Source organism: Tatumella citrea, assembly GCF_002163585.1.
In the GTDB taxonomy this organism is placed as follows: Bacteria; Pseudomonadota; Gammaproteobacteria; order Enterobacterales; family Enterobacteriaceae; genus Tatumella; species Tatumella citrea.
Genome location: NZ_CP015579.1, coordinates 3,339,554 through 3,358,443, shown reverse-complemented (window position 1 = coordinate 3,358,443; position 18,890 = coordinate 3,339,554). Strand labels below are relative to the sequence as shown.

The window sequence follows — 18,890 nt, the reverse complement described above, 5'->3', positions numbered from 1 at the left end:
GTGCTGTTCAGATTAACTGATGATGACGGACCCCATTTTGCCTGCCACTAAGGCAAAACATCAGATCAAACGAATCCAAGGGTTTTAATGTGATTAACGATATTAAAAAAGATGCTGAAGTACGCATGGAAAAATGCGTAGAAGCGTTTAAAAATACGATTTCTAAAGTGCGCACCGGGCGTGCATCTCCTTCTCTGCTGGATGGCATTGTAGTTGAGTATTACGGTGCCCCAACGCCTCTGCGTCAGCTGGCTAGCGTTACTGTAGAAGACTCCCGCACACTGAAGATCAATGTGTTTGATCGTTCATTAAGCCCGGCAATCGAGAAAGCAATCATGGCTTCTGATCTGGGGCTGAATCCAAGTTCAGCCGGGTCGGACATCCGTGTTCCGCTTCCAGCGCTGACTGAAGAGCGCCGTAAAGATTTGATCAAAGTGGTGCGTGGTGAAGCCGAGCAGGGGCGTGTGTCCGTGCGTAACGTGCGTCGCGATAGCAACGATAAAATCAAAGCTCTGCTAAAAGATAAAGAAATCAGCGAAGATGATGAACGTCGTGCTCAGGACGAAATCCAGAAAATGACTGATGTCAGCATCAAAAAAGTAGATGCAGCTCTGGCAGAAAAAGAAGCGGAGTTAATGGAGTTTTAATCTCGCTTTGCCAGACTGAATAACGCCGCGTAGAAAGACATAACTATGGCTTTCTCTCGCGGCGTTTTACATTGCTGGCTACCCCGACAGCATCTCTGGTTGTTTACTCTTTGATTATAAATGGAAATATTCATGAAACATTTGACTCTGCTGGGTTCCACAGGTTCTATCGGGACCAGTACTTTGTCGGTTGTGCGTGAAAACCCTGAAACATACCAGGTGATTGCACTGGTTGCGGGTAAAAATGCCGAACTTATGGCTGAACAGTGTCGCGAATTCAGGCCGACTTATGCCGCAATGGCAGATGAGCTGGCGGCGGTGGAGTTGCGTGAACGACTGAAAGCATTGAAGGTTGATACTGAAGTGCTCTCCGGCGTTCAGGCGATAAGTGAATTAGCCGCTTTACCTGAAGTTGATCAGGTGATGGCGGCAATTGTCGGGGCATCAGGTTTGTTGCCAACACTGGCAGCGATTCGCGCAGGCAAACGGGTTCTGCTGGCTAATAAAGAGTCGCTTGTCACCTGTGGACGACTGTTTATGGATGCGGTTCGTCAGGCAGGAGCCTGTCTGATGCCGGTAGACAGCGAACATAATGCGATTTTTCAGAGTTTGCCTGCGGTTATACAACAACAGTTGGGCTATGCTCAGCTGCGTGATAGTGGCGTTGACTCGATTATTCTGACGGGATCCGGAGGACCTTTCCGCGATGTCCCGCTGGCTGATTTACCCCTGATGACGCCGGAACAGGCTTGTGCTCATCCAAACTGGACGATGGGTAAGAAGATCTCGGTAGACTCCGCCACTATGATGAATAAAGGTCTTGAATACATAGAAGCTCGCTGGCTGTTTAATGCTGCTGAAGCGCAAATGGAAGTGGTGATTCATCCTCAGTCGGTGATTCACTCCATGGTGCGTTATTGTGATGGCAGCGTCATTGCACAGTTAGGATCACCTGATATGCGTACTCCGATTGCTCATTCAATGGCATGGCCGGACAGGATTCAGGCAGGCGTGAAGCCTCTGGACTTCACCCGTCTGGGCGGATTAACGTTCGCGGCACCTGATTACCACCGTTACCCCTGCCTGAAACTGGCGATGGATGCCTGTGCATCGGGACAGGCCGCAACAACGGTGCTGAATGCAGCAAATGAGGTGGTAGTAGAAGCATTTCTCAACCAGCAAATTCGTTTCACTGATATTGCAGCTGTTAATCAACAGATACTGGATACCGCGGTATTAGAAGAACCTGAAACTGTGGAAGCGGTGATGGAGATTGATAAGCAGACGCGGATTCGGACAAAAAACTGGCTGGCGAAACTGATGTAACAGGTTTGTGTCGCCGCTATTTGTTCGTATCGGGCGAAAATGGTATAGTCCCACGCTCATATTTCAGATGTGCGTGGGGGGCTTTTGCCTTGCCTCAACGGTGAAAAGTTTTTGCGAGTAGAAAGTATTCAGAGGTATCTGGCTCTCTGATGAAAGGAATTTAATACGCATTATGTCGTCCCTATACCAAGAACATATCCCTGATACACACAGGGCTCTACCGCGGCATGTTGCTATCATTATGGATGGTAACGGTCGCTGGGCGAAAAACCAGGGAAAGTTACGTATATCAGGACACCGGGCCGGAGCAAAAGCCGTAAGACGTGCGGTCAGATTTGCTGTCACGAAAGAGATGGAAGCACTGACGCTGTATGCATTTAGCAGCGAAAACTGGAACCGTCCCGAACAGGAAGTTTCAGCACTGATGGAGCTTTTTATCTGGGCACTCGACAGTGAAGTTAAAAGTTTACATAAACACAATGTACGCCTGAAAGTGATTGGCGATGTTAAGCGTTTCAGTGCCCGGATTCAGGAACGCATTCGACTGGCAGAGTCTCTGACGGCCGAAAACAGTGGTCTGACGCTTAATATTGCCGCAAATTATGGCGGTCGCTGGGATATTGTCGATGGCGTCAGGAAACTGGCACATCTGGTACAGCAGGGTGAGTTAGCCCCGGAAAATATCTCTGAACAACTGCTGGGTGATGAGCTTTGTCTGTGCAAACTCTCCCCGGTTGATTTAGTAATAAGGACAGGGGGAGAGCATCGGATTAGTAATTTTCTGTTGTGGCAGGTAGCCTATGCAGAATTTTATTTTAGCGATGTTCTCTGGCCCGATTTTGATGATCATGTTTTTCAGGGTGCACTGGATGCCTTCTCTTTACGGGAACGCCGGTTTGGCGGCGCAGCACCGGATGGCGCATAAATGGAGCGGGGGTAACCTTTGTTAAAGTCACGTTTGATTACCGCGATGATTCTGATTCCGTTGGTAATCATTGCATTATTCTGGTTACCACCTATCGGCTTCAATATTATTGTTCTGATTATTTGCATGCTGGCAGCCTGGGAATGGGGTCAGTTTGCCGGGCTGGTCAACACACAACAACGTATCTGGCTGGCCGTCCTGTTTGGCCTGGTGTTGGCGTTGATGATGCTGCCATTACCTCCCTATCAGCATGATATCCATCAGCCACCGGTTTCACTCTCATTGTATGTCTCACTCAGTTGGTGGTGTGTAGCGTTGGTTCTGGTGTTATTTTACCCAAAATCGGCAGTGCTCTGGCGTGAGTCTCGCTTCCTGCGTCTGGTGTTTGGAGCGTTAACCCTGATCCCGTTTTTCTGGGGAATGATTGCACTGCGTCAATACCATTACGAAATTGATCACTTCACAGGTGCGTGGTGGTTGCTGTTTGTCATGTTATTGGTATGGGGCGCAGATTCCGGAGCTTATATGTTTGGTAAGCTGTTTGGCAGGCATAAACTTGCGCCCAAAGTTTCACCGGGGAAAACTCTCGAAGGATTTCTGGGGGGACTGGTGACTTCCGCGATTATTGCCTGGGTATTTTCAAGGCTGGCTCCTTTATCCGTCGACACTAAAACTCTGATTATTTGCGCTATTTTCGCTACCCTGGCGTCAGTTCTTGGCGACCTGACCGAAAGTATGTTCAAGCGGGAAGCGGGTATTAAAGACAGCGGAAATCTGATTCCGGGACATGGCGGTATACTTGACCGTATCGATAGCCTGACGGCTGCGGTACCGGTTTTTGCGTGTCTGCTACTGCTGGTGTTCCATATCGTTTAAGGAAGTCATGTGATGGGAAGCATACTTTGGAGTATTGGCGCATTCATTGTCGGACTAGGGATTCTGATTACCGTCCATGAATTTGGCCACTTTTGGGTTGCCCGTCGCTGCGGTGTTTGGGTAGAACGCTTCTCTATCGGTTTCGGTCCTGCGTTATGGCGTAAGAAAGACAAACAAGGGACCGAGTATGTTATTGCTGTCATCCCGCTGGGCGGCTACGTCAAAATGCTGGACGAACGTGCCGGTGAAGTTCCTGCCGACCGCCTTCATCAGGCCTATACTCGTAAAACAGTTGGCCAGCGCGCAGCTATTATTGCTGCGGGTCCTGTCGCAAATTTCATCTTCGCTGTGTTTGCTTACTGGCTGGTTTTTATGCATGGTGTACCAGGCATAAAGCCGGTGACCGGTGAAATAACCAACAACTCTGTGGCTCAGCAGGCCCAAATTCAGCCGGGAATGGAACTTAAAGCAATTGACGGTATCGAAACGCCTGACTGGGATGCTGTGAGAATGGCATTGATAGGGAAAATTGGTGACAGTGAAGCAACTGTAACTTTATCTCCTTTCGGCCAGTCAAATGAAGTGGTAAGACACCTGGACCTGCGGCAGTGGGCTTTCGATCCTAAAACACAGGATCCTGTGACCTCGCTGGGAATTATTCCAAAGGGTCCGGTCATCGAAACCACTCTTGCACAGGTGCAGAAAAATTCACCTGCAGCAATGGCAGGTTTGCAAGCCGGAGACAGGATCGTTAAAGTCGATGGTAAAGTTATAGAAAACTGGCAATCTTTTGTGGTTGATGTCAGGGATAATCCGGGTAAACCGCTGCAGGTTCAGGTTGAACGTAGTGGTGAAGTTCGGGAATTAACCATGACTCCAGCGGTCAAATCAGCTGGTCAGGGCAAGGAAGGGTTTGCGGGAGTTATTCCCCGTGTTCAGCCTCTGCCGGATCAATACAAAGTATTGCGACAGTACGGGCCTGTAGTGGCAATAGGTGAAGCCTCGGTAAAAACCTGGCAACTTGTGAAGCTGACAGCGTCAATGCTGGAAAAATTAGTGACTGGTGATATAAAGCTGAATAACCTAAGCGGGCCGATATCCATCGCCCAGGGAGCTGGTGCTTCAGCTGAGTACGGAATGATATACTATTTGATGTTTTTGGCGTTGATTAGTGTCAATCTGGGGATCTTTAACCTTGTCCCGTTACCGGTGTTAGATGGTGGGCATCTGCTCTTCCTGTTGGTCGAAAAGATCAAAGGCGGGCCGGTGTCTGAGCGAGTTCAGGACTTTAGTTATCGCATTGGCTCTGTTGCGCTGGTGTTGTTAATGGGGCTTGCACTTTTCAATGATTTCTCACGTTTGTAGAGAGTGGAATTCTGCTAACGGGGATGTGTTAGGAACACGCATAATAACGATGGCGATGAAAAAGTTGCTCATAGCGTCGCTGCTGTTCAGCAGCGCCACCGTGTACGGTGCAGACGATTTCGTAGTGAAAGATATTCATTTCGAAGGGTTGCAGCGAGTCGCCGTCGGGGCGGCATTGCTCAGCATGCCTGTTCGTGTTGGTGATTCAGTAAATGATGATGATATCAGAAACACTATTCGTTCACTTTTCGCAACCGGTAATTTCGAAGATGTTCAGGTACTGCGTGACGGTAATGACCTGATAGTCCAGGTCAAAGAGCGCCCGACGATTGCCAGTATCACTTTCTCCGGTAACAAAGCGGTTAAAGATGATCAGCTGAAGCAAAACCTGGAAGCGTCCGGGGTTCGCGTGGGCGATGCTCTTGACCGTACGACAATTTCTTCGATTGAGAAGGGGCTGGAAGATTTCTATTACAGCGTCGGTAAATATACCGCCAACGTAAAAGCGATTGTGACCCCCCTGCCACGTAACCGTGTTGATCTGAAATTTGTCTTTGTCGAGGGTGTATCTGCTCAGATTCAGCAGATTAACATCGTCGGTAACAAAGCATTCAGTTCTGACGAACTGATCTCACGTTTCCAGTTACGGGACCAGGTGCCATGGTGGAACGTGGTTGCTGACCGTAAATATCAGAAGCAGAAACTGGCGGGTGACTTAGAAACTCTGCGTAGCTTCTATCTGGAGCGCGGTTATGCACGGTTTAATATCGATTCAACCCAGGTCAGTCTGACTCCGGACAAGAAAGGGATCTATATCACTGTAAACATCTCTGAAGGCAATCAATATAAGATTGCCGGTGTCGAGGTGAATGGTGATATGGCTGGCCATTCTGCTGAAATCGAACAGCTGGCTAAAATTAAGCCAGGTGAGTTGTATAACGGAACTAAAGTTACACATATTGAAGACAGCATTAAGAAACTGTTGGGTAACTACGGATATGCCTATCCGCAGGTTATGACTCAGCCAGAAATTAATGACAAAGACAAAACTGTAAAACTGCATATCAGTGTAAATGCCGGAAATCGTTACTACGTGCGTAAAGTGATCTTTGAGGGGAATACTACCTCTAAAGATTCCGTACTACGTCGCGAAATGCGCCAGATGGAAGGTGCGTGGCTGGGCAGTAACCTGGTAGAGCAGGGTAAAGAACGTCTGAATCGTACCGGCTACTTTGAAAGTGTTGATGTGGATACTCAGCGCGTACCTGGTTCACCGGACGAAGTCGATGTTATCTATAAGGTGAAAGAGCGTAACACCGGGACCTTTAATATTGGTCTGGGTTACGGCACAGAAAGTGGCGTCAGCTTCCAGGTGGGTGTGACCCAGGAAAACTGGATGGGTACTGGTAATACCGTGGGTATCAGTGGTACCAAAAACGATTACCAGACCTATGCAGAGCTGTCGATGACCGATCCGTACTTCACCGTTGATGGTGTGAGTCTGGGTGGGCGTTTATTCTATAATGACTTTAAAGCAGATGATGCTGACTTGTCTGACTATACTAACCGTAGTTATGGTCTGGACGGTACGCTCGGCTTCCCGGTCAACGAGAATAACACCCTGCGTGTCGGGCTTGGTTATGTACATAATGATTTGTCGAATATGCAACCCCAGGTTGCGATGTGGCGCTACTTCAAATCAATGGGTAAAAACTTTAGCACCGATAATGACGACAGTACTTATTCATCGGATGATTTTACCTTTAACTATGGCTGGACCTATAACACCCTGGACCGTGGTTTCTTCGCAACCTCAGGTAACCGAACTAACCTGAATGGTAAAATCACTATTCCTGGTTCTGATAACAGCTACTACAAGCTGACGTTTGATACTCAGCAATATGTGCCGTTAAACGAAAACCGGACCTGGGTATTACTCGGCCGGAGCCGTCTGGGCTATGGTGATGGTCTGGGCGGTAAAGAAATGCCGTTCTATGAAAACTTCTATGCCGGTGGTTCCAGTACTGTCCGTGGCTTCCAGTCAAATACCGTGGGGCCAAAAGCGGTATATAATAACTACGGTAGCAGTTCGAATTGTGGAACCAGTAGCAACAGCCTTTGTAAATCGGATGATGCGGTAGGTGGTAATGCTATGGCTGTCGCCAGCCTGGAATTAATCACTCCGACACCGTTTGTCAGTCAACAATACAGTAACTCACTGCGTACCTCGGTATTCTTTGATGCCGGTACAGTATGGGATACTAAATGGCAGAATACCGCGGAAACTGAAGCCTTAGGTATTCCTGACTATAGTAAAGCCGGTAATATCCGTGCTTCAACGGGTGTTTCCTTACAGTGGATGTCGCCGTTAGGTCCGCTGGTGTTCTCATATGCCCAGCCTGTTAAGAAGTATGATGGTGATAAAGCGGAGCAGTTCCAGTTTAATATCGGAAATACCTGGTAAATTACAGGTTGTAATTTGCTAAAGTGTATTGCAACAAAACAGCATAACCTGCTGTTTTGTTTTTGCAAAAACAGTGTCTAAGACACAAACGGTGATGGTAAGGAGTTTATAGTGAAAAAGTTGTTATGTGCCGCAGGTCTTGGTCTCGCTCTGGCTGCTTCTTCTGTAGCAGCACAGGCCGCTGACAAAATTGCAGTAGTCAACGTATCTAATATTTTCCAGCAGCTGCCACAGCGTGCTGCGATCGCCCGTCAGCTTGAGAACGAGTTCAAAGGTCGTGCAACTGATCTGCAAGCTCAGGAACGTGCTCTTCAGGCCCAGATGCAGAATTTCCAGCGTAACGCTTCTACAATGAAAGCCAGTGTTCGCGCTAGTACTGAGAAAGACATCATGGCTAAACGCCAGGCTTTCTCTGAAAAAGCGCAGGCTTTTGAAGATGACAACCGTCGTCGCCAGACTGAAGAGCGTAACAAACTGCTGACTCAGATTCAGGCTGCAGTGAAGAAAGTTGCAACCAGCGAAGGCTATGATATTGTTATCGATTCAAACGCTGTTGCCTACGCAACTGATGCAAAAGATATCACTGCTGACGTGCTGAAACAGGTTAAATAATTAATGTCATCTATTCGACTGGCTGACTTAGCTCAGCAGTTAGATGCAGAATTGCACGGAGATGGTGATATCGCCATCTCCGGCATTGCTTCTATGCAATCTGCAGTCCCCGGGAAAATTACATTTCTGGCAAACAGTCGCTACCGCGAGCAACTTGCGCACTGCAAAGCAGATGCTGTGGTGCTGACGGAAGCCGATCTGGAATGGTGTCATAGTGCGGCGTTGGTGGTAAAAGATCCCTATCTGACATATGCCCGTATGGCTCAGATCCTCGACAGTACCCCTTCTCCTGCAGAAAATATTGCACCTGGTGCGGTAATTTCACCTGCCGCGAAACTGGGCTCAAATGTTTCAGTGGGCGCAAATGCCGTGATTGAATCAGGCGTTGAGCTGGGTGATAACGTGGTTATCGGTGCTGGCTGCTTTATTGGTAAGAATACCCGCATCGGTGCAGGGACAAAACTCTGGGCAAATGTGTCGGTCTACCATGAAGTTGTGATTGGTCAGCAATGTCTGGTGCAGTCCGGGACAGTGATTGGTGCCGACGGTTTCGGCTACGCCAACGACCGGGGCAACTGGGTTAAAATCCCTCAACTCGGTTCAGTCATTATCGGTGACCGTGTAGAAATCGGTGCCTGTACCACAATTGACCGCGGAGCGCTGGATAACACTCAGATTGGTAATGGTGTTATCATAGATAACCAATGCCAGATTGCACACAATGTTATAATTGGTGACAATACAGCAGTCGCTGGTGGTGTTATCATGGCCGGTAGCCTGAAAATTGGTCGTTACTGCATGATTGGCGGCGCCAGTGTGATTAATGGTCATATGGAGATTTGTGATAAAGTCACCGTCACTGGTATGGGAATGGTGATGCGACCTATCACTGAATCCGGGGTTTACTCTTCCGGGATACCTCTTCAGGCGAACAAAGTCTGGCGCAAAACAGCTGCGCTGGTAATGAATATCGATGATATGAGTAAACGACTGAAGGCCATCGAGCGTAAAGTCGGTAAAGATAACTAACCATAATACCGGCCTGTTCCGCAGGATGTTGTGACTGATTTCAGCATGCATCCGGGAAACATTGAGCTGACTCGATATTTTTCTATTTGCGACCTGCGGTGCACTTTTTGAGCATGCGGGTCGTGTTATTATTGATAACAGATTTTTAGGACAGGAAGAGTATTTTGACTACTGAAATACATACTCTGAAAATTGAAGAGATTCTGGAGCTTCTGCCACACCGCTATCCATTTTTACTGGTAGATCGTGTAGAAGATTTTGAGCCACATAAGTATCTGCGTGCAGTGAAAAATGTGACTGTCAATGAGCCGTTCTTCCAGGGGCATTTCCCGGGGAAACCTATTCTGCCAGGTGTGTTAATTCTTGAAGCAATGGCACAGGCCACCGGTATTCTGGCATTCAAAAGTGTTGGTAAACTGGAACCGGGTGAACTGTACTATTTTGCTGGTATTGATAACGCACGTTTCAAAAGACCTGTCGTACCGGGAGATCAGATGGTGATGGAAGTCACTTTCGAGAAAACCCGTCGTGGTTTGACGCGTTTCAGTGGCGTTGCTACTGTTGACGGTAAGATTGTCTGTGAAGCAACAATGATGTGTGCACGTAGCCGGGAGGCATAAACGTGATTGATAAAACCGCCAGCATTCACCCCAGCTCTATCATTGAAGACGGTGCCATCATCGGACCTGGCGTTCAGATTGGCCCGTTCTGTGTTATAGGACCTCATGTTGAGATTGGCGAAGGGACTGTCGTTAAGTCGCACGTCGTGATCAATGGTCATACACGGATTGGTAAAGAGAATGAGATTTACCAGTTTGCTTCAATCGGTGAAGTAAACCAGGATCTCAAATACGCGAGAGAAGAAACCCGTGTTGAAATCGGGGATCGCAACCGTATTCGTGAAAGTGTCTCGATTCATCGCGGGACGACGCAGGGCGGTGGTGTCACTGTAGTAGGCAGTGATAATCTTCTGATGATCAATACCCATATTGCACATGACTGTCAGATTGGTAACCGCTGTATTTTTGCGAATAATGCGACTCTCGCCGGCCATGTGACGGTAGATGATTTCGCTATTATTGGTGGTATGACTGCGGTACATCAGTGGTGCACGATTGGTGCGCACGTGATGGTTGGTGGATGTTCAGGCGTTGCTCAGGATGTCCCTCCTTATGTTATTGCTCAGGGCAACCACGCCACACCGTTCGGTATTAATATTGAAGGTCTGAAACGCCGTGGGTTCAGTAAAGAGGCGCTACACGCTATTCGTAACGCTTATAAATTACTGTACCGCAGTGGTAAGACACTGGATGAAGTGAAACCAGAGATTGAAGCTCTGGCAAAACAGCACAGTGAAGTTCAGCCGTTTTACGACTTTTTCGACCGTTCAACCCGTGGAATCATTCGGTAACGAATGGTGATACGTCCTCTGACAGTTGCACTGATCGCCGGGGAAACCTCCGGCGATATTCTTGGTGCTGGCCTTATCCGGGCTTTAAAAGCAAAACATCCTGATATCCGTTTCGTTGGTGTCGCCGGGCCGCTTATGCAGGCAGAAGGCTGTGAAGCATGGTACGAAATGGAAGAGCTTGCCGTCATGGGGATCGTCGAAGTGCTGGGCCGGCTCCCCCGGTTGCTGCATATCCGGCGTGACCTGACCCGACGGTTGACTGCCCTCAGACCCGATGTTTTTGTCGGTATTGATGCTCCCGATTTTAATATTCCGCTCGAAGGCCGTCTGAAACAGGCCGGTATCCGGACTATTCATTACGTCAGCCCGTCAGTATGGGCCTGGCGACAGAAACGGGTATTTAAGATTGGCCGTAATACCGACCTGGTGTTGGCCTTCCTGCCGTTTGAAAAAGCCTTCTACGATAAATATGATGTTCCCTGCAGGTTTATTGGTCATACCATGGCTGACAGTTTGCCATTGGTTCCGGACAAGTCTGCAGCACGGGAAAAACTGGGAATTTCGTCAGAGGCTCTCTGTCTGGCATTATTGCCTGGCAGCCGGAGTGCTGAAGTTGAGATGCTGAGTGCTGATTTTCTGAAGGCTGCGCAGATACTACGTGTGCGTTATCCGGCGCTCGAAATTGTTGTACCTATGGTCAATGCTCGTCGCCGTGAGCAATTTGAGCAGATCAAATCTGAGGTAGCTCCTGAGCTGGTATTGCACCTGGTTGATGGTCAGGCTCGTGAGGTGATGATTGCCAGTGATGCTGCTATTCTGGCTTCTGGTACCGCTGCGCTTGAATGCATGCTGGCAAAATGCCCGATGGTCGTCGGCTATCGCATGAAGCCGTTTACTTTCTGGCTGGCTAAACGCCTGGTAAAAACTGAGTGGGTTTCTCTGCCGAATCTACTCGCAGGCAGAGAAGTGGTAAAGGAATTACTCCAGGATGATTGCCAGCCTGAATTGCTGGCAGCTGCACTCGAGCCTCTGTTGCATCAGGGGCCTGAACGAACGGCTCTCCTCGCAACCTTTACCGAATTGCATCAGCAAATTCGTTGGAATGCAGATGAACAGGCAGCACAGGCAGTACTGGAGTTAGTATCATGACAGAATTTATTTACCCACAGGCAACGTTAATTGCTGGCGTGGATGAAGTTGGCCGCGGACCGCTGGTTGGCGCCGTGGTGACCGCTGCGGTAATACTTGACCCTGCAAATCCGATCCAGGGACTGGCCGACTCCAAAAAGCTCAGCGAGAAACGCCGGCTGGCATTGTTTGATGAGATTAAAGAGAAGGCGCTGTGCTGGAGCCTGGGACGCGCAGAGCCGGAAGAGATAGACCAGCTCAATATTTTACATGCCACTATGCTGGCGATGCAAAGAGCAGTTGCCGGGCTTTCTGTCACTCCTGACTGGGTACTCATTGATGGTAACCGTTGTCCGTCTCTACCCATGAAATCCCAGGCAGTAGTAAAAGGTGACAGTCTGGTGGCAGAAATTAGTGCTGCATCTATTATTGCTAAAGTCACCCGCGATGATGAAATGGCGAAGCTGGATGCTGTTTATCCTGAATATGGTTTTGCTAAACATAAGGGATATCCCACAGCTTACCACCTCGAAAAACTGGGTTTGTTGGGAGCAACGCCTCATCATCGCCGTAGTTTTGCACCGGTCAGAAATGTTCTGAACACGGGTCGAAACTGATTTCACTTATCTCTTAAATTGTATTACCGGATACTCTATGGCTGAACCCCGTTTTATACATCTGCATGTACACAGTGACTATTCCATGATTGATGGATTAGCGAAAACGGGTGCAATGGTAAAAGCTGCAGCAGCTCTGGAAATGCCGGCAATTGCTATTACAGATTTTACTAATCTGTGTGGTCTGGTGAAATTCTATGGTTCTGCCCACGGGGCCGGAATCAAACCGATTATCGGAGCAGATTTCCTGGTTGCCAGTGAACTTACCGGAGATGAACTTAGTGCTCTGACCGTTCTGGCAGCCAACAACACCGGCTATCAGAATCTTACTTTACTGATCTCTAAAGCTTATCAGCGTGGTTATGGTCCTCAGGGGCCGGTGATCGATCGCGACTGGCTGGTGGAATTAGGTGAAGGTTTGATTCTGCTGTCCGGTGGGCGTAAAGGTGATGTTGGTAAAAGTCTATTACGCGGTAATGATAGTCTGACACGGCAGTGTCTTGAATTTTATCAGCAATATTTTCATGACCGTTTCTATCTTGAATTGCATCGTACCGGCCGCCAGGATGAGGAAGATTATCTGCATCTGGCCATAGAGCTGGCCGTTGAACATGATATTCCGGTAGTTGCCACCAATGATGTCTGTTTTCTGAATAGCGATGATTTTGATGCGCATGAAATCCGCGTGGCTATTCACGATGGCTACACCCTGGATGACCCCAAACGCCCTCGTCTTTACAGCTCACAACAATATCTGCGCAGTGAAGCAGAAATGTGCGAGTTGTTTGCCGACATTCCTGCTGCACTGGCAAACAGCGTTGAAATTGCCAGACGCTGTAATGTAACTGTCAGACTGGGTGAGTACTTTTTGCCCCAGTTTCCAACCGGGGAAATGAGCACCGAAGACTTCCTGGTAGACAGTTCACGTAAAGGATTAGAAGAACGGCTTGAATTTCTGTTTCCGGACCCGACTGTACGTGCTGAAAAAAGACCTCCCTATGATGAGCGCCTGGAAATTGAACTGGGGGTTATCAACCAGATGGGATTCCCGGGCTACTTCCTCATCGTTATGGAATTTATACAGTGGTCGAAGGATAACGGCGTACCGGTCGGTCCTGGAAGGGGATCCGGAGCAGGATCATTGGTCGCTTATGCACTGAAAATCACCGATCTTGATCCGCTGGAATTTGATCTGCTGTTCGAACGTTTTCTGAACCCTGAACGTGTATCTATGCCAGATTTCGATGTCGATTTCTGTATGGAAAAACGTGATCTGGTTATTGATCATGTTGCGGAAATGTACGGTCGTGATGCGGTTTCGCAGATCATCACTTTCGGTACGATGGCTGCAAAAGCGGTTATCCGGGATGTGGGCAGGGTGCTGGGCCATCCTTATGGATTCGTCGATCGGATCTCTAAACTGGTTCCTCCGGATCCGGGAATGACGCTGGAAAAAGCTTTTGCAGCAGAACCTCAGTTGCCGGAAATATACGAGGCTGACGAAGAAGTCAAAGCGCTGATCGACATGGCGCGTAAGCTGGAAGGCGTCACCCGTAATGCCGGTAAACATGCCGGTGGTGTGGTAATTGCACCGACCAAAATTACGGATTTTGCTCCCTTATATTGCGATGAGTTCGGGCAGCATCCGGTCACACAGTTTGATAAAAATGATGTCGAATATGCCGGGCTGGTGAAGTTCGACTTCCTCGGTCTGCGTACCCTGACTATCATTAACTGGGCATTGGAAATGATCAATGCCAGGCGTGCAAAGTTGGGCGAACCGCCGATCGATATCGCGTCTATTCCGCTGGACGACAAGAAAAGTTTTGATATGTTGCAACGGTCGGAAACTACGGCTGTTTTCCAGCTCGAATCCCGGGGCATGAAAGACCTGATAAAACGTCTGAAACCGGACTGTTTTGAAGATATGATCGCGCTGGTGGCATTGTTCCGTCCGGGGCCCCTGCAATCCGGGATGGTAGATAACTTTATTGACCGTAAACATGGCCGTGAAGAGTTGTCCTATCCGGATATTCAGTGGCAGCATGAGTCACTGCAACCGGTGCTGGAGCCCACCTATGGCATTATCCTGTATCAGGAACAGGTAATGCAGATTGCCCAGGTTCTGGCCGGCTATACCCTTGGTGGAGCAGATATGCTGCGCCGTGCGATGGGTAAAAAGAAACCGGAAGAGATGGCTAAGCAGCGATCGGTATTTCGTGACGGTGCAGAGTCGATGGGAATTGACGGTGAGTTGTCGATGAAAATCTTTGACCTGGTAGAGAAATTTGCCGGTTACGGATTTAACAAATCTCACTCAGCTGCCTATGCTTTAGTGTCCTACCAGACCTTATGGCTGAAAGCCCATTACCCGGCAGAGTTTATGGCGGCAGTAATGACCGCGGATATGGATAACACCGAAAAGGTGGTGGGGCTGGTAGATGAATGCTGGCGTATGGGGCTTAAAGTTCTGCCGCCGGATATTAACTCCGGATTGTTCCCGTTCCATGTCAACGATGACGGTGAAATCGTTTACGGTATTGGTGCAATAAAAGGTGTCGGGGAAGGGCCGATAGAGGCGATTCTCGAAGCACGAAACAATGGTGGCTACTTTAAAGAGTTATTTGACCTGTGCGCCAGAACAGATATTAAAAAAATAAATCGCCGGGTGATGGAAAAACTGATAATGTCCGGAGCCTTTGATCGGTTGGGGCCTCATCGTGCTGCATTGATGAGCTCCCTGAATGCAGCATTAAAGGCTGCCGATCAGCATGCGAAAGCTGAGGCGATTGGCCAGGCGGATATGTTTGGTGTACTGGCTGAAAAACCTGAACAGGTGGAACAGTCTTATGCCAGTGTGATGCCTTGGCCGGAACAGGTGCAGCTGGATGGTGAACGGGAAACGTTAGGATTGTACCTGACAGGTCACCCGATCACCCAGTACCTGAAAGAAATTGAGCGCTATGTCGGGGGGGCGCGTCTTAAAGATATGCACCCGACAGAACGTGGTAAGATAACCGTTGCTGCCGGATTAGTTCTGGCTGCACGAGTTATGGTGACCAAACGAGGTAATCGTATTGGCATCTGTACTCTGGATGATCGTTCCGGTCGTCTGGAGATCATGCTTTTCACTGATGCGCTTGATAAATACCAGCATTTGCTGGAAAAAGATCGTATTCTGATCGTTAGCGGACAAGTCAGCTTTGATGACTTCAGTGGCGGACTGAAAATGACTGCCAGGGAAGTTATGGATATTGACGAAGCCCGGGAAAAATATGCCCGTGGTCTTGCTATCTCGCTGACGGACAGGCAAATTGATGACCAGCTTTTAAACCGTCTCCGTCAGTCCCTGGAGCCACATCGTTCGGGGACCATTCCGGTACATCTCTACTATCAGAGAGAGGATGCTCGGGCCAGGTTACGCTTTGGTGCATCGTGGCGAATCTCGCCCAGTGATCGTCTGCTAAACGATTTGCGTTCGTTGATAGGATCGGAGCAGGTGGAACTGGAGTTTGACTAAAACAGGAACATTATGAGTCTTAATTACCTGGATTTTGAACAACCAATTGCAGAACTGGAAGCGAAAATTGATTCGCTGACTTCAATTGGTCGTCAGGATGAAAAACACGATATTAATCTGGATGAGGAAGTTCAGCGTCTGCGTGAAAAAAGCGTAGAGCTGACCCGTAAAATTTTCTCAGATTTGGGTGCATGGCAGGTGGCGCAACTTGCGCGCCATCCAATGCGTCCATATACCCTGGATTATATCCGCCATGCGTTCGATGATTTTGATGAACTGGCGGGAGACCGTGCTTACGCGGACGATAAAGCTATCGTCGGCGGTATTGCACGTTTAGACGGTCGGCCAGTGATGATCATTGGTCATCAGAAAGGCCGTGAAACTAAAGAAAAAATTCGCCGTAATTTCGGAATGCCGGCCCCGGAAGGTTATCGCAAAGCACTGCGGCTGATGGAAATGGCTGAGCGTTTTAAAATGCCAGTGATCACTTTCATCGATACTCCGGGAGCTTATCCTGGTGTTGGTGCTGAAGAACGTGGTCAGTCTGAAGCGATCGCACGCAATTTACGTGAGATGTCAGGTCTGAAAGTTCCGGTCATTTGTACCGTTATCGGTGAAGGTGGTTCCGGCGGAGCACTGGCTATCGGCGTCGGTGACAAAGTGAATATGCTACAGTACAGCACCTATTCAGTGATCTCTCCGGAAGGTTGTGCATCAATTCTGTGGAAAAGTGCTGATAAAGCCCCTCTGGCAGCTGATGCCATGGGAATTACTGCAAATCGCCTGAAGGAACTGGATCTGATTGATACCGTGATTCCTGAGCCTTTGGGTGGTGCTCATCGCCATCCGGAAATTATTGCCGCGTCCCTGAAACAGCAGTTGCTGAGTGACCTGGCTGAACTGGATGCGCTGAGCGAGGAACAGTTACTGGACCGTCGTTATCAGCGGTTAATGAATTACGGCTACGCCTGATCATTCTTTCAGTCCAAAAAGGCCGCATAATGCGGCCTTTTTTGTGGAAATCAAACAGCAGGGATGTTGCTCTTCTTGATCTCCTGACTTTAGTCCATTAGCGTAGACCCTCGTTGTGGACGATTAAACAGGAGTGCCGCGGTGCCCGGACTAAAAAGTATCAATCATATTGCCATTATTGCTTCTGACTACCCGTCGAGCAGGGCATTTTACTGCGATATCCTGGGGTTTACTCTGTTACAGGAAACTTACCGTGAAGCGAGAGACTCCTGGAAAGGTGACCTGAGCCTGAACGGAGAGTATCTTATTGAGTTGTTTTCATTTCCTTCAGCGCCCCCGCGTCCCAGTTTTCCGGAAGCTATTGGCTTACGCCATCTGGCCTTCAATGTAGATGATATTGAAGCCTCAGTCGCGGAGTTAAAACAGCGGGGGGTGGAATGTGAGCCGATCCGGATAGATCCGATTACCGGTAAACCATTCACTTTTTTTGCCGATCCTGATGGTCTGCCACTGGAACTTTGCCAGAACTGAGATGCCCTGAGCAGCTACAGGTGAATACTGGTTACTGTTCAGGAGATCACTACAGATATAGCCACGACGGTAGCTTGAATGAAATCTGCTTTCCCGGTAACGTGCCGGATATCAATACCGACAGATAGCTAATCTATGGGCCAGAATCGCGGGTTTTTCGGGAATATTTCTCTCTATGGGTTCAGCCAGGTGCTGGTGGCATTCAGCGGTGGTCTGGATTCGACGGTGCTGTTACACGCAGTTGCAGGTTTACGCCGGCAGCAGAATATTGCTGTGCGTGCAATCCATATCCATCATGGTCTCAGTCGTTATGCTGATCAATGGGCGGAACACTGCCGGTCAGTTTGTCAGTCACTGGATATTCCGTTAACCGTAGAAAGAGTGAAACTGAACACTCAAGGGCTGGGCACAGAAGCTTCTGCTCGCCATGCTCGTTATGCAGTGTTCGCCGATATGCTGAAGCCCGAAGAAGCATTATTAACGGCTCATCACCAGGATGATCAATGCGAAACCTTACTGCTGGCATTGAAAAGAGGTAGCGGCCCGGCGGGGCTGGCAGCGATGCCCGCGGTGTTGCCGTTTTCTGGCGGTGCGATTGTCCGTCCGTTGTTAGCTTTTACCCGGCAACAACTGACAGATTATGCAGAATATCACCAGTTACAGTGGGTCGATGATGACAGTAACAGTGACCCTGCTTATGACCGTAATTTTTTACGGTTAAATATTCTGCCACTACTTGAGCAGCGCTGGCCCCATTTTCCGGTAGCTGTAGCCCGCAGTGCAGAGTTGTGTGGCGAGCAGGAAGCTTTACTGGATGAATTATTACAGGATGAACTAGGTCAACTCATTACCTCCCGGAATAGCCTGCCAATCCCCCCGCTTACCGAAATGACGCCCCTGAAACGCGCAGCAATACTGCGTCGCTGGCTGGCACATTGCGGAGCTGCGATGCCATCACGTAATCAGTTAGCACAACTCTGGCAGGATGTGGCCTGTAGCCGTGAAGATGCCAATCCTTGTCTGGTGGCCGGAAACGGAGAGATTCGTCGTTATGCCAGTCAGTTATGGTGGGTCAGGCCCGTCCGTGGATTACGTAATAACCAGCTTGAGTGGGCTGATCGGAATCAACCGCTGACACTACCAGGTCATCTTGGTCAACTGGTGTCTGCCTCTTCGGGGGTTCGGATACGGAAGCCTGCCATTAATGAACATTTGTCGGTTCGGTTCGCTGTTACGGGGCGTTTGCATATTGTAGGGCGTGATCGCGGGCGGGAACTAAAGAAAATCTGGCAGGAGTGCCAGATTCCACCCTGGCAACGAGGGAATATCCCGATACTCTTCTATAACGACGAACCGGTATGCGCTCCCGGCGTATTTGTTTGCAAGCAGGCTCAACCGACAGAGTTATCGGAACAGGAATGTTGGTATCTGCAATGGCTGCAAGGGGAAACATAGATACGTGTAACA

Annotated in this window: 16 protein-coding genes; all 16 read left to right on the top strand. The window is 48.9% G+C overall.

What is annotated here, in order from left to right:
* Positions 1-89 precede the first annotated feature (89 nt).
* The 16 genes from frr to tilS all read left to right on the top strand — a co-directional run bounded on the left by frr (position 90) and on the right by tilS (position 18,878).
* Positions 90-647, top strand: a complete 558-nt coding sequence (gene frr / locus A7K98_RS16035) for a ribosome recycling factor (RefSeq protein ID WP_046791789.1) — start codon at positions 90-92, stop codon at positions 645-647.
* A gap of 132 nt (positions 648-779) precedes the next feature.
* Positions 780-1,973 carry a 1-deoxy-D-xylulose-5-phosphate reductoisomerase gene (gene ispC, locus A7K98_RS16030; protein WP_087489456.1) on the top strand — a complete coding sequence of 398 codons (1,194 nt, stop codon included), beginning with the start codon at positions 780-782 and terminating at the stop codon, positions 1,971-1,973.
* A 172-nt stretch (positions 1,974-2,145) separates the two neighbouring features.
* Positions 2,146-2,898, top strand: coding sequence for a (2E,6E)-farnesyl-diphosphate-specific ditrans,polycis-undecaprenyl-diphosphate synthase (ispU, locus tag A7K98_RS16025; protein ID WP_087489455.1), 753 nt, complete (start codon positions 2,146-2,148; stop codon positions 2,896-2,898).
* Between the two features lie 18 nt (positions 2,899-2,916).
* Positions 2,917-3,774 carry a phosphatidate cytidylyltransferase gene (gene cdsA / locus A7K98_RS16020; RefSeq protein WP_087489454.1) on the top strand — a complete coding sequence of 286 codons (858 nt, stop codon included), beginning with the start codon at positions 2,917-2,919 and terminating at the stop codon, positions 3,772-3,774.
* Between the two features lie 12 nt (positions 3,775-3,786).
* Entirely contained in the window at positions 3,787-5,139 is a 1,353-nt protein-coding gene (rseP, locus tag A7K98_RS16015; protein ID WP_087489453.1) for a sigma E protease regulator RseP, read from the top strand.
* A gap of 49 nt (positions 5,140-5,188) precedes the next feature.
* Entirely contained in the window at positions 5,189-7,603 is a 2,415-nt protein-coding gene (bamA, locus tag A7K98_RS16010) for an outer membrane protein assembly factor BamA (RefSeq protein ID WP_087489452.1), read from the top strand.
* Between the two features lie 111 nt (positions 7,604-7,714).
* On the top strand, positions 7,715-8,215 hold the full coding sequence (gene skp, locus A7K98_RS16005) for a molecular chaperone Skp (RefSeq protein ID WP_087489451.1): 501 nt from the start codon (positions 7,715-7,717) through the stop codon (positions 8,213-8,215).
* Positions 8,216-8,218: 3 nt separating this feature from the next.
* Positions 8,219-9,244, top strand: coding sequence for a UDP-3-O-(3-hydroxymyristoyl)glucosamine N-acyltransferase (gene lpxD, locus A7K98_RS16000; protein WP_087489450.1), 1,026 nt, complete (start codon positions 8,219-8,221; stop codon positions 9,242-9,244).
* 164 nt (positions 9,245-9,408) lie between these two features.
* The gene (gene fabZ, locus A7K98_RS15995) at positions 9,409-9,864 is read left to right on the top strand and encodes a 3-hydroxyacyl-ACP dehydratase FabZ (protein WP_038022936.1); all 456 of its coding nucleotides are present in this window, start codon (positions 9,409-9,411) and stop codon (positions 9,862-9,864) included.
* A 2-nt stretch (positions 9,865-9,866) separates the two neighbouring features.
* Entirely contained in the window at positions 9,867-10,655 is a 789-nt protein-coding gene (gene lpxA, locus A7K98_RS15990) for an acyl-ACP--UDP-N-acetylglucosamine O-acyltransferase (protein WP_087489449.1), read from the top strand.
* Between the two features lie 3 nt (positions 10,656-10,658).
* Positions 10,659-11,804: a lipid-A-disaccharide synthase gene (lpxB, locus tag A7K98_RS15985; protein WP_087489448.1), complete on the top strand. Its 1,146-nt coding sequence runs from the start codon at positions 10,659-10,661 to the stop codon at positions 11,802-11,804.
* Entirely contained in the window at positions 11,801-12,400 is a 600-nt protein-coding gene (gene rnhB, locus A7K98_RS15980) for a ribonuclease HII (RefSeq protein WP_087489447.1), read from the top strand. The genes lpxB and rnhB overlap by 4 nt, the downstream gene beginning before the upstream one ends.
* Before the next feature lie 37 nt (positions 12,401-12,437).
* Positions 12,438-15,920 (top strand): DNA polymerase III subunit alpha, encoded by a 3,483-nt coding sequence (gene dnaE / locus A7K98_RS15975; RefSeq protein ID WP_087489446.1) that lies wholly within the window; start codon positions 12,438-12,440, stop codon positions 15,918-15,920.
* Positions 15,921-15,932: 12 nt separating this feature from the next.
* Positions 15,933-16,892, top strand: a complete 960-nt coding sequence (gene accA, locus A7K98_RS15970) for an acetyl-CoA carboxylase carboxyl transferase subunit alpha (RefSeq protein WP_087489445.1) — start codon at positions 15,933-15,935, stop codon at positions 16,890-16,892.
* A gap of 141 nt (positions 16,893-17,033) precedes the next feature.
* Complete coding sequence (locus A7K98_RS15965; protein WP_087489444.1) at positions 17,034-17,423, top strand: VOC family protein; 390 nt, start codon at positions 17,034-17,036, stop codon at positions 17,421-17,423.
* Positions 17,424-17,558: 135 nt separating this feature from the next.
* A complete protein-coding gene (gene tilS / locus A7K98_RS15960; protein ID WP_087489443.1) occupies positions 17,559-18,878 on the top strand; it encodes a tRNA lysidine(34) synthetase TilS in 1,320 nt (439 codons plus the stop codon).
* Positions 18,879-18,890 lie beyond the last annotated feature (12 nt).